The following is a 12,273-nucleotide window of genomic DNA, read 5'->3' as shown; positions in this document are numbered from 1 at the left end:
TCCTTAATAAACCCATCTTTATTTTCAGGGGATACAAAATAAGCAAGGTCTTGCTCTACTTTCTTTAAGCTTTCAGTCAAGTATTTCATTGCAAGTTTTTTTAAAATTTAATACCTAAATTGTATATGTTTGACTATATTTGTCAATATAATTATTTGCTATAAATCACTCCCTCTGGCTCGAGTTTATTTTTTATATGGAAATGATGATCCGGATTTATTTATACGCCGGATTTTTGCAGCGGGCAACCATGGGCAGACACCGCTCCAGCTGCTCAAAAAACCGCTTTTTTCAGGTCAAAGGCTAAATTTTGGATAAAAAAAAGAAAGAGATCTCTCCCAAAATCTCTCCCTCGGAGTTGAATCTTTTACGGATCCATATGTTATTGTCATTATTATTTTCGGCTATTTCCGCGCTTCTTGGGGATGAAACGTCATCAAATAGCAATTTACCCTCTAGATATGTAGACACCACATATTTAGACGGATAAATCTTAAACATAAAATATGACAAAATCAAGACAATCGGAAAAATTTAATTCTTGTTTTTATAAGGTTTTTTTTAAATTTAAATATTTAAATATCTTATAAGCAATATCATAAAAAAAGCAGACCGAAGCCTGCTTTTTAATTCAATTACTTAACTGCGTTTTTAGTCGGTAAAGGTGACTTTGGCAATGGCCTTTTTACTGGCCTGTACAATCAAAGTTACGTTTTCTTTCACCGAGAATGAGGCATCGACTGGTTGCCAATCAACTTTCACTGCACCACGACCGACTGCATCTTTAGCCTGTGCCGCGTTCTTGGTTAAACCTGCCGCACGTAAAATAGAGGCAATGAAAATCTCACCGCCATATTCGCCACGTGAAATGGTCACTTCTGGTGTACCTTCTGGCAATTCACCTTCGGTAATCAGGTTACCGGCACCTTTATGCGCATTGGCTGCAGCTTCCGCACCGTGGAAACGCTCGACCAGTTCCAGCGCCAGAATCTTTTTCACATCCTGCGGGTTACGGCCTTCCGCCACTTCTTTCAGTAACTGCTGGATTTCTGCCACAGACTTGAAGCTGAGCAGGTCAAAATAACGCTCAATCAGTGAGTCCGGCATAGACAGCACTTTTTGATACATCGCGCCTGGGGCATCAAATACACCAATATAGTTGCCCAATGATTTCGACATCTTGTTGACGCCATCTAAACCTTCCAGAATTGGCACGGTAATACACACCTGTGCTTCCTGGTTATAACGGCCCTGTAAGGTACGGCCCATTAGCAGGTTAAAGGTCTGGTCGGTGCCACCCAACTCTACGTCAGCTTCTAAAGCCACCGAGTCATAGCCTTGTACCAGCGGATACAGGAATTCGTGAATCGCAATTGGTTGCTGGTTGTTATAACGCTTGGTGAAGTCATCACGCTCCAGCATACGCGCCACGGTTTGCTGTGAGGCCAGTTGAATTAAATCGGCCGCAGTTTTGCTGGCAAACCATTCCGAGTTAAACACCACTTTGGTTTTGTTTGGATCGAGAATCTTGAACACCTGTTCCTGATAGGTTTTGGCATTTTCCAGTACCTGCTCGCGTGACAACGGCGGACGGGTCGCGCTCTTACCGGTCGGGTCACCAATCATGGCAGTATAGTCACCAATCAGGAAGAAGACCTCGTGCCCCAAATCCTGGAACACTTTCAGCTTGTTAATTAAAACCGTATGACCCAAATGCAGGTCAGGTGCAGTCGGGTCAAAGCCCGCTTTAATTTTTAAAGGACGGTTCTCTTTTAATTTCTTTAGAAGATCTTCTTCAGAAATAATTTCATGCGTACCTCGTTGGATGAGGGCAAGTTGTTCTTCAGCTGGCAAGAAATTTGACATCACAAAACCCAAACACATCAGTTATTCAATTTGTGCGATATACTAACACTTTTTCAGCACATTGCAGGCTTAAGAATAACCATGACAGCGATCTATATTGGGGTAATGACCGGCACAAGTATGGATGGTGTCGATATTGTTGCTGCTTCTTTTGATCCTTTACAGCTTCATGCCACCCTGACCCTGAGCTTCGATCCCGATTTACGCGATGAACTGATGGCCCTGACCCTGCCGGATGACAATGAAATTGACCGGATGGGCAAGGCCGATGTCGCGCTGGCGCAAATGATCGGACATGGCATTAACCGCCTGATTGAAGAACACCAGCTTGATCGCAGCCAGATTCGTGCCATTGGTTCACATGGCCAGACCATCCGCCATCGCCCTGAACATGGCTTTACCCTGCAAATTGGTGACCCGAATATTATTACCGAAATAACCCAGCTGCCGGTGGTCTCGGATTTCCGCCGGCGTGATATGGCTGCTGGTGGACAAGGCGCCCCATTGGTACCAGCTTTTCATCAGGATGTGTTCCAGCATGACAGCATCCACCGGGTGATTCTGAATTTGGGCGGGATTGCCAATGTCAGCATGTTGCCTGCCGGACAGCCGGAAAAAGTCTATGGTTTTGATACCGGCCCGGCCAATATCCTGATGGATGCCTGGTGTGAACGCTACACCGGCCAGCCTTATGATGAAAACGGCAACTGGGCGGCTTATGGACAGCCAATTCGCAGCCTGCTGGACCGTCTGCAGGCACATGAATATTTTTCCAAAGAGCCGCCAAAAAGTACCGGCCGTGAAGATTTCAACCTGGAATGGCTGGATGAGCAGATTGCCGACTGGCGCAATGACCTGGCCTATCAGGAACTGGAAGATACCCCGGAAAATGTACAGGCCACCTTGTTAAAACTGACCACCCGCGCGATTAAAAAAGCCATTTACCGCTCGGGCATGGACACCGGTGAAGTCTATGTTTGTGGGGGCGGTGCCTATAATTCCTATTTACTGGAACAGCTGCGCTGGCGCTTACGCAAACATGAGTGGAGTGTACAGACCACGGCGGATTTAGGTATTAACCCGACCTGGGTGGAAGCCACTGCTTTTGCCTGGTTGGCGATGCGTTTTCTGAACCAGCAAAGTGGCAATTTCCCGGCTGTGACTGGGGCCAAAGGCTACCGGATTTTAGGAACATTGACCGCAGTCTAGGCCAATCTCTTTGTATTAAAAAAGATATTAAAAAAGCCCTCAAAATAGAGGGCTGAGCATTTTAAAATTCTGCTTAAATCGAGAAAGAAGAACCACAGCCACACGTAGTCGTGGCATTCGGATTTTGAACCACAAAACGTGAACCTTCCAGACCTTCTAAATAGTCCACCACTGAACCGACCAAATATTGATAGCTAAGTGAATCGACCAGCATTTTTACGTCACCATTCACGAATTCAGCATCATCTTCATTCATGCTTTCAGCAAAGTTAAAGCCGTAAGAGAAGCCCGAACAACCACCACCGGTCACATAAACGCGTAACATTAAATCTTGGTTGCCTTCACTGTCACGCAATTGGCGTACTTTGTTCGCAGCATTGTCAGTCAGCACAAGGGCTTGGGCATTCATGTCGGATTCCTCGTTCGATTCAAATGTCTTTTAACAGAAAAGACCACATATCAAGTATAACATACCCAATATATGGTCAGTCATGTTCAATTCAAAGTCAATTCAGACTAATTTTATCAGGATTATTTGTAATTCTCATCCTGCAGGCCGCATTCGAAGTTTTTCGGGTCCTGCTTACAGCGGAATTGCCACAGCAGCTTCATCATGCGTTTGTCATAAATGCCACGTTTGGTCAGGTCAATCCGCGCCTCACGCATCATCTTCTGATAGCCCGGTTTGTCGGCTGCCGGAATATTCATCCAGTATTTTTGCGGAATATCGGCTTTCATTTTACCCAAGATGTTAAAGGCACGCGGTAATTGACCTTTGACCCATTCCCGTGATTTCTGGCCAAAACCGGCCGGGAACTTGTTCGGGCGAATAATAATATTGCCAGTCACCTGTAAAATCGGATAATTCACAATCGCGCCTTTACTGCCCAAGCCCTTATGCAGCTCCAGTGGCTTAAACACGGCGGCCGGCGCACCAATAATATCGACCTGACCGTTATTGAATTTACTGCCGAAGTTGGTGACATCTGAACTGACTGCCTGCGCGCCAATCTGCTGCACCATAATTTTTTGTGCCTGGTCATAATCCAGGACCGCAATTTTTTTACCGGCAGCTTTGGCCACGGTATTAATACTGCGGTCATTGACCATTAAAAAGGCATCACCAACAGGCACCACGCCAGCCACTTCATACTGGCCCTGAGTCATGAAGCGGGAAAATTTCGGACTGGCCAGCCCCTGCATGACTTTGACCGCCAGATTTAAATCGGGAATTGCACCAATCGCATCCAGAGAACCGGTAAAGCTGTTAAATTGACGCCCGCGCATACCGGTGACACTAATCCCGTCACATTTACCGGCTTTAAAATCTTCGGCAATTACCGCTTCATTCTGCCCGACGCGCAGTTCAATATCTGCGCCCCAGGCTTTGGCCGCCAGCTGATAGTCCAGCATCAGCGCATACACATCGCCACTTTTTCCCACCAAATCAAAGACACACACTGTCTGCTTGGCCTGTGCTGCAGTCGCACCGAGTCCCATCACTGCAGCCAGTGCGATGCCTTGAGCATAATATTTCATTGATCTTTCCTTTATCGCTGTTCTTGTTGTTTTCAGTTGTACTGAAGTGTTTAATATTTTAAAAAGCTGTTTTTGCCTATCCATCCTTGTTCTTTTTACCTTTGGAGATCACCCTCTCCTGCTCCTCCTGTCTGTATGCCTTGGATGAAACAACTCATCTCTATTTTTTAGGCTTGGGCAAAGATGAAACTATTATTTTTGATTAGCTTACGTGATTTGACCTGAACTGCAATGGCCCAAGTGACAAGGTTCCAGATGCAACAACCCGGCACAGATGCCGGGTTGTTTTTCCTTCAAAATGAAGCTTATTCACCGCCCAGTGAACACTCGAAGTTGGCTTTATCGACAGAACAGCGGGCACGTTTGAGTACGCTCATCATCGACGCATCATAAATACCGCGTTTGGTCATATCCATCCGCCCCTCACGTAACAGCTTCTGGTATTTGGTTTTCTCTTCCGCGCTCAGGTTCATTTTGTATTTGGCCGGAATACCTGCTTCCAGACGTTTAATCATGCCCAAACTTTTTGGCAGGTTTTTCGAGAACCAGTCACGCGATTTCTGGCCAAAACCAGCCGGGAATTTCTCCGGACTAATTACTAAATCAGCCGTGACATGCAGTACAGGGAAATTAAACATGGCGCCTTTGGTTCCCAAGCCTTTATAGATTTCCAGCGGCTTATAAGCATAGGCTGGCGCACCAACCATATCGACCTGGCCATTATTAAATTTCGCCACAAAGTTAGAGACATCGGAGATTACCGCCTGAGCACCGACACGTTGCACCATAATTTTTTGTGCATCGTCATAGCCCAGTACCGCAAATTTCTTGCCGGCAGCTTTTTCAATCGAATCAATATTCTTGTCACGGACAAAAATAAAGGCCGAACCTAAAGGTGCAATTCCCGCCACTTCATATTTTTTCCCCCCCAGATTGGTGACCATTTTGCCGGCATTACGTTTGTCCAGGGCAAAAGTAATCGCACGTTGGGCAATGGCATTGCTGGGCACACCGCCCAGTGCATCAATTGAACCGGCAAATTTATTGTACTGACGGGCACGCATCGCAGTCAGGAAAACCGCATCACATTTGCCGGCTTTAAAGTCATTATCGGCCACGGCTTCATCCTGACGGGGAATCAGGTTGATGTCTGCGCCCCAGCCTTTCGCGGCCAGCGCCCATTCCTGGGCCATTTGATAAGATTCACCAGATTTGCCGAGTAAATCGAAGATACATACATCGACCTTGGCTGCCTGAGCATTGCTGGCCATACCCAAAGTAGCCAGTGCAGAAAGCGCGAGAATTGTTTTTTTCATTGTATTTGTCCTTACAGAATCGTCTTTCATCAAGAGTGTCCATACACTTGCTGAATATTAAGCAACTTGTTTTTAAAAAAATAGAGCTTTTACTCCAAATATTTTTAAATCGTGACCAATTCAATTTATGCTGCTGCTGATCTCAAACCCACAAATTGCAGAGATCAACAGTATTTTCAATGGCTTAAAAATTTCAGGCAGAGCGGCGAAAATTTACACATCGTGGCCACTTTTTTACAAACTTATAACCATTTTCTCTATTCACCGCCGAGTGAACATTCAAAATTGGTGCGTTCTACCGTGCATCGTGCCCGTTTCAGGACCCGCATCATCGAGCCATCATAAATGCCTTTTTCAGTCAGTTCGATGCGGCCATCACGTAGCAGTTTCTGGTATTTGTCCTGATCCTCCTTGCTGAGTCGGGTGCGGTATTTATTTGGAATTTCCGCTTCCAGACGTTTCACCATGGCAAAGTTTTTCGGAATCTGCTGGACAAACCAGCGCCGGGACTGCACTGCAAAACCATCTGCGAATTTTTCTGGCCGGATAATCAGGTCCGCCGTGACATTGACCACCGGAAAATCAATCATGGCACCGCGTGTGCCAAAACCTTTTTCAATTTCCAGCGGTTTAAAGGCATAAGCCGGTGCGGCCACAATATCAACCTCGCCCTGATTAAACTTGCGTACAAAATTGGAAATATCGGAATCGACTGCAATACCACCGACCCGCTCCACCATCATTTTTTGTGCCGGATCATAATGCAGAATCGCAAATTTCCGGTTTTTAATGTGCTCAACCGAGTTCATGGCCCGATCTTTAACAAAAATATAGGCCGAGCCAATCTGGCCGATGCCAGCCACTTCAAAGGTTTCCTGGCCAATCAGGGTCACCAGACGGCGGTTATTGCGCCGGTCCAGCACATAACTAATGGCTTTCTGGGCAATGCTATTACTTGGCACACCGCCCAGTGCATCAATCGAACCGGCAAATTTATTGTATTGCCGCGCCCGCATTGAGGTCATATAGGCACCATCACACTTGCCCGCCTTAAAATCACGCTCGACCTGGGCTTCATCCTGATAGGCTTTCAGACTGACATTGCTGCCCCAGCGCTTGCTGGCCAAGGCCCATTCTTCCAGCAATTTATAGGATTCTCCGGCCCGTCCCAACAGATCAAAAACACAGACCTGCGGATTGGCCTGAGCCAGGCCACTGACGCCACACAAGGCCAGTGTCGACAACAACAAAACTCCGTTTTTCATTTTTGTCACCGTACATTTGTTTTTGTTTTTTATCAGAAATTTTAATATATCGGGCTTGGTTTTATAAAAAAACCCTGCATAGCCGCTTTCCGATAGATGACACGGCGCCCGCTTTTTCATTATTTTTTTCGATGTGTTGCTGTAGCACCTGAAATAAACTGCGCCAGCTTTTTGTTTTCCAGAGCGCATCCTTTAGAATAGGCGCATTCTGTTCCTGAGTTTAGTGAGTCCAATGATTCAATTTGACCAAGTCTCTTTACGCCGTGGTGGTCGTGTCTTATTTCAAAAAGCGTCCATGCAGATCCATCCGGGTTGGAAAGTTGGCCTCACCGGAGTCAATGGCGCCGGCAAATCGACCTTATTTGCCGCCTTATTGGGAGAACTGGGGGCAGATGAAGGCAGCCTGACCCGTCCATCGGGCTGGACCGTTGCGCACATGGCCCAGGAAGTCAAAGCCCTAGATATGCCGGCGCTGGATTTTGTGTTATCGGGCGATGAAGAATACTGGCAGATTCAGAAACAGCTGGCACAACCTGAACAGCTCAGTAACAGCGAACTGGCACAATTACATGGCCGTTTTGATGAAATTCATGGCTATTCTGCCCCATCTAAAGCCGCCCAGTTAATGGCCGGTCTCGGTTTTATGGAACATCAGCTACGTCTGGATGTCTCCAGTTTCTCCGGTGGATGGCGCATGCGTTTAAATCTGGCACGCACCCTGATGAGCCGCTCCGACTTACTACTTCTGGATGAGCCAACCAACCACTTGGATCTGGATGCCATTTTATGGCTTGAAGACTGGCTCAATGCCTATGAAGGCACTTTAATCCTGATTTCACATGACCGCGATTTTCTCGATGCAGTGACCGATCATATCCTGCATATTGAAAATCAGGAACTGACCTTATATACCGGCAATTACTCGACCTTTGAAGTGACCCGCAGCGAACGTCTGGCCCAGCAGCAACAGGCCTTTGAAAAGCAGGTTGAAGCCCGCGCACATCTGCAAAAATTTATTGACCGTTTTAAAGCCAAAGCCACCAAGGCGCGTCAGGCGCAAAGCCGGATTAAACAGCTGGAAAAAATGCAGTTGCTGGCACCGGCGCATGTCGATACCCCGTTTACCTTCAGTTTCCGTGAACCCACCAAAATGAGTTCACCCTTACTGACTCTGGATCAGGCAGAAATTGGCTATCCGGGCAAAAGTATTGCCAGCAAAATCAGTCTGCAGATTACCCCAAGCTCGCGTATTGGCCTGCTGGGCATGAACGGCGCCGGTAAATCTACTCTAATTAAATCACTGGTTGGTGATTTAGCGCTTTTAAATGGCCAGCGCAAAGCCTCTGAACTGCTGAATATTGGTTACTTTGCCCAGCATCAGATGGATGCACTGGATGCACAAGCCAGCCCGATGCTGCAATTGTCACGTCTGGCCGACAAACAGATCAGTGAAGCCACCCTACGTTCGTTCCTCGGCAGTTTTGGTTTTAGCGGCGAACGTATGGATACGCCGTGCGAAAGCTTCTCCGGCGGTGAACGCGCCCGTCTGGCCTTGGCCCTGATTGTCTGGCAGCGCCCGAATGTACTGATTCTGGATGAACCGACCAACCATCTGGATTTAGACATGCGTCATGCCCTGAGCATGGCCTTACAGGACTTTGAAGGCGCAGTGGTACTGGTATCGCACGAACGTCAGCTAATCGCCAGTGTCTGTGATGACCTGCTGTTGGTGCATGCCGGACGCTGTACTGAATTTTCCGGTGATTTGCAGGATTATGCCAAATGGTTACGTGAGGCCCGTCAGCAGCAGATCAATGCCCAAACCGCATTGGCACAGGCCAGCGCAAGTACTAACAAGACTGCCGCACCGGCCAAAGTTGATAAAGAAGCACAGCGCAAACTGGCGGCGCAGCGCCGTGAAGAAACCCGTCCGCTGCGGAAAAAAATTGAACAATGTGAAAGCCAGATTGAAAAAATCCAGCCCCGTCTGGCCAGTATTGAAGAACAGCTGGCTGACAGCAGCCTGTATGAAGCTTCGCGTAAAGAAGATCTGCTCAAGCTGATGAATGAACAGACCAGCTTAAAAGCCACGCTGGAACAGGCCGAAGAAACCATGCTGGAACTGATGATGGAACTGGAAACCCTGGAACAATCATTCCAGAACAGTTAATCCCGTTTCTTCCGAAACCTTCCCCTCAAGATAGCCCCAGTGGCTATCTTTTTTATTTCCACTTTATGATCACTACTCTTTTTAGCCCGTCTGTTTTCTTTAAAAAGATCAAGGAGGATGCTCACCAATAGCTGTTTTCCTCTCCGTTTTAGCTCTGATTGCACTTACTGAACTGCAATATAAAGCCCTCTTGCACACAGCTTGGCCGGTTTTTTTATACATAAATTTACAGCCGCGCATCTCATCATGAAGAAATGTGGCCGGCTCAATGCGCGGGTCTGGCCTTCTGCTAGCCAAGAGAGGAAATTCTATGCGTGCCTTAACCTATCATGGAACCCGAGATGTAAGAGTTGAATCGGTGCCTGACCCAATTATTCAGGAACCGGATGATGTCATCCTTCGCGTCACCGCCACTGCCATTTGTGGCTCAGATCTGCATTTATATCGCGGTAAAATTCCGGCCACAGAACACGGCGATATTTTTGGCCATGAATTTATGGGCGTGGTCGAAGAAGTCGGCCCCGAGGTCACGGCAGTAAAAAAAGGCGACCGGGTGATTATTCCCTTTGTAATTGCCTGCGGTCACTGCTTTTTCTGTGAACATGAGCTGACTGCCTCCTGTGAAAATACCAATACGGGCCGCGGCGCCATTCTGAATAAAAAACAGATTCCACCGGGTGCAGCGCTGTTTGGCTACAGTCATCTTTATGGCGGCGTGCCGGGTGGACAGGCCGATTATGTGCGAATCCCCAAAGGCAATATCGGTCCTTTTAAAGTTCCCGGTTCACTGCCAGATGAAAAAGTGCTATTCCTGACCGATATTCTGCCAACCGCATGGCAGGCGGTGACCAATGCACAAATTGGCAAAGGCTCCAGTGTGGCGATTTATGGTGCCGGCCCGGTCGGATTACTGTCAGCGGCCTGTGCGCGGATGCTCGGCGCTGAACAGATTTTTATGGTCGATCATCACCATTACCGGCTGCAGTTTGCCCATGAAACCTATGGCGCGATTCCAGTCAATTTTGATGAAATGGATGCGGCCGAGTTTATTATTGACAATACTCCCAGCCATCGGGGTGTCGATGCGGTCATTGATGCAATTGGTTTTGAAGCCAAAGGCAGCATGATTGAAACCGTGATGACCAACCTGAAACTGGAAGGCTCCAGCGGCTTTGCCCTGCGCCAGTGTATTGCCGCAGTGCGCCGTGGCGACGTGGTCAGTGTGCCGGGCGTCTATGCCGGTCCAATTCACGGTTTCCTGTTCGGTGATGCCTTTGATAAAGGCCTGACCTTCAAGATGGGCCAGACCCATGAGCATCGTTACCTGCCCGAATTACTGGAACGGATTGAAAATGGCGACCTGTCCCCCGAAGTGATTATTACCCACCGTATCAATGACCTCCCCATGAATGAGGAGGTTTGCCACACCAAACATGGTGTTTACTAGGCTCATACCTGACAAGTGGTGCAAGCGTATTTCTACTCCCACCTTTTTTACCTAAAATTAGGCTGTCGGTATATCAGGTTGATTGACTTCAACCTTAGCAATAGAAGCTTGTTCTATTACCATCGAAGGGTCAGATTGAGAAACAAACTCAACGCCTTTACGATGTATATTCATTGCACCGATACGATCATCATTTGATTGATAATCACAACGCTTACAGTGAAAGTGATGCTTTTTCTTATCACGATTCGCTTTTTCACGGTGTCCACATTTCGGGCAAGTTTGTGATGTGTACTTGGGGTCAATCACAATAACAGACTGACCGTTTTCTTTGGCTTTATAGCAGAGTAATTGCTTAAACTGATAAAACGCCCACGACACACTGACATAGCGATTTTTCAGACGCACCTTTTCGGTTGCCTGTCTTACACCTGTCAAATCCTCAAGCACAAATACTGTACCTTTGGGATGCTTTTGGGTGAGTGCCTTTGTGATCTGATGATTAACATCAGTCATATAACGGTTTTCTCTATTCCCAATCTGCTTTAGACGATGCCTAGCAGACGAAGTTTGTTTCTCCTGTAATGATTTGCGTATTGCTTTAAATACACCACGCTTATGTTTAACTGTTCCACCTCGATAGAAGTCAGTTTTTCCTTTGCTATCGTAAGTGGTCGCAAGATGATTAATACCAAGATCAACACCAACTACATTTGAAACTTCATCAATTGTTAAAGCAGGAACTTCCTTGCTCAACGGGATATGTAAAAACCATTTCCCGAATTTATTAACCATCTTTGCAGAGCCAAACTTTACTTTAGCTTTCTGAAATTTGCTTAAAGGTTTTTTAGCGAAATTAACCTTAATACGCCCTGAGCTTACACCGACTGAAAACTGATTACCTACAAGTGAGTAATCACGATTCCATACGAGGTCATAATCATTGCCACTAAATTTTACCAACGACCAATCGTGCCCATTTGATTTAAGGGACTTATATCGAGCAACAACAGTTTTAATCACGGACTGAGTAAATTGGGCTTTTGTGCCTAATTCAGACCGCATTTGATCGTAAACAAGGTGATGTAATTTAACCTGATTGAGAATTTTATTTTGAAAAACTTTTTTTGATAACCAATTACAAGCAAGCAAATACAACTCAAACATTTGTTTAAGTTCAATAACTTGTTGCTTGTTGGGGAATATCTGCACTTTAGCAGTTATTACTTGGGTATCATTTTTCATAACTTTATTATTAATTAAAATGTTTTGAAAATCAAGTTCATTTTACTTTATTTAAGAAAAATCCTCCGTTTCCTCCACCCCCTAAAAAGCATAGGTATCTACACATCTTTTAGGTACCTATGGCAATTGCAGCAAGTTCATTTAATTCTTCTATAGAATATTCTGACAGCAATTGTAACGTATTCAGTAAAATCGAAAGCCCTGCCAATATGGCAG

At 46.3% G+C, this 12,273-nt stretch carries 8 protein-coding genes and 1 pseudogene; 3 read left to right on the top strand and 6 right to left on the bottom strand.

Annotated features, from left to right (window positions below; all coding sequences use genetic code 11):
- Nucleotides 1–651: 651 nt before the first annotated feature.
- On the bottom strand, nt 652–1,884 hold the full coding sequence (tyrS, locus tag FTT63_RS13930; protein WP_005181149.1) for a tyrosine--tRNA ligase: 1,233 nt from the start codon (nt 1,882–1,884) through the stop codon (nt 652–654).
- Between the two features lie 63 nt (nt 1,885–1,947).
- On the opposite strand from tyrS, the gene FTT63_RS13925 reads away from it, so the two are divergent.
- The gene (locus FTT63_RS13925; RefSeq protein ID WP_005181147.1) at nt 1,948–3,075 is read left to right on the top strand and encodes an anhydro-N-acetylmuramic acid kinase; all 1,128 of its coding nucleotides are present in this window, start codon (nt 1,948–1,950) and stop codon (nt 3,073–3,075) included.
- 73 nt (nt 3,076–3,148) lie between these two features.
- On the opposite strand, the gene erpA is transcribed toward FTT63_RS13925, so the two are convergent.
- The 4 genes from erpA to FTT63_RS13905 form a co-directional block, all read right to left on the bottom strand.
- Nucleotides 3,149–3,484 (bottom strand): iron-sulfur cluster insertion protein ErpA, encoded by a 336-nt coding sequence (gene erpA, locus FTT63_RS13920; protein ID WP_005181144.1) that lies wholly within the window; start codon nt 3,482–3,484, stop codon nt 3,149–3,151.
- 122 nt (nt 3,485–3,606) lie between these two features.
- A complete protein-coding gene (locus tag FTT63_RS13915; protein WP_171065126.1) occupies nt 3,607–4,575 on the bottom strand; it encodes a putative solute-binding protein in 969 nt (322 codons plus the stop codon).
- A 344-nt stretch (nt 4,576–4,919) separates the two neighbouring features.
- Nucleotides 4,920–5,930: a putative solute-binding protein gene (locus FTT63_RS13910; protein WP_075175275.1), complete on the bottom strand. Its 1,011-nt coding sequence runs from the start codon at nt 5,928–5,930 to the stop codon at nt 4,920–4,922.
- Between the two features lie 257 nt (nt 5,931–6,187).
- The gene (locus FTT63_RS13905; RefSeq protein ID WP_127800779.1) at nt 6,188–7,195 is read right to left on the bottom strand and encodes a putative solute-binding protein; all 1,008 of its coding nucleotides are present in this window, start codon (nt 7,193–7,195) and stop codon (nt 6,188–6,190) included.
- 232 nt (nt 7,196–7,427) lie between these two features.
- On the opposite strand from FTT63_RS13905, the gene FTT63_RS13900 reads away from it, so the two are divergent.
- Nucleotides 7,428–9,365, top strand: coding sequence for an ATP-binding cassette domain-containing protein (locus tag FTT63_RS13900; protein WP_127800781.1), 1,938 nt, complete (start codon nt 7,428–7,430; stop codon nt 9,363–9,365).
- A 310-nt stretch (nt 9,366–9,675) separates the two neighbouring features.
- A pseudogene (locus tag FTT63_RS13895) lies at nt 9,676–10,758 on the top strand (zinc-dependent alcohol dehydrogenase); the annotation flags it as partial.
- Nucleotides 10,759–10,869: 111 nt separating this feature from the next.
- Here the strand turns inward: FTT63_RS13895 and FTT63_RS13890 are convergent.
- Nucleotides 10,870–12,057 (bottom strand): RNA-guided endonuclease TnpB family protein, encoded by a 1,188-nt coding sequence (locus tag FTT63_RS13890; RefSeq protein WP_213072722.1) that lies wholly within the window; start codon nt 12,055–12,057, stop codon nt 10,870–10,872.
- Nucleotides 12,058–12,273: the final 216 nt, after the last annotated feature.

It is taken from the genome of Acinetobacter sp. C15 (assembly GCF_013420645.1).
Lineage (GTDB): Bacteria > Pseudomonadota > Gammaproteobacteria > Pseudomonadales > Moraxellaceae > Acinetobacter > Acinetobacter indicus.
This window is presented reverse-complemented; position numbering and strand designations above follow the sequence as displayed.

Bases quoted from the DNA above. Each gene is read 5' to 3' on its own strand.
- tyrS (WP_005181149.1), bottom strand. From the start codon at position 1,884: ATGTGTTTGGGTTTTGTGATGTCAAATTTCTTGCCAGCTGAAGAACAA.
- FTT63_RS13925 (WP_005181147.1), top strand. From the start codon at position 1,948: ATGACAGCGATCTATATTGGGGTAATGACCGGCACAAGTATGGATGGT.
- erpA (WP_005181144.1), bottom strand. From the start codon at position 3,484: ATGAATGCCCAAGCCCTTGTGCTGACTGACAATGCTGCGAACAAAGTA.
- FTT63_RS13915 (WP_171065126.1), bottom strand. From the start codon at position 4,575: ATGGGACTCGGTGCGACTGCAGCACAGGCCAAGCAGACAGTGTGTGTC.
- FTT63_RS13910 (WP_075175275.1), bottom strand. From the start codon at position 5,930: ATGAAAAAAACAATTCTCGCGCTTTCTGCACTGGCTACTTTGGGTATG.
- FTT63_RS13905 (WP_127800779.1), bottom strand. From the start codon at position 7,195: ATGAAAAACGGAGTTTTGTTGTTGTCGACACTGGCCTTGTGTGGCGTC.
- FTT63_RS13900 (WP_127800781.1), top strand. From the start codon at position 7,428: ATGATTCAATTTGACCAAGTCTCTTTACGCCGTGGTGGTCGTGTCTTA.
- FTT63_RS13890 (WP_213072722.1), bottom strand. From the start codon at position 12,057: ATGAAAAATGATACCCAAGTAATAACTGCTAAAGTGCAGATATTCCCC.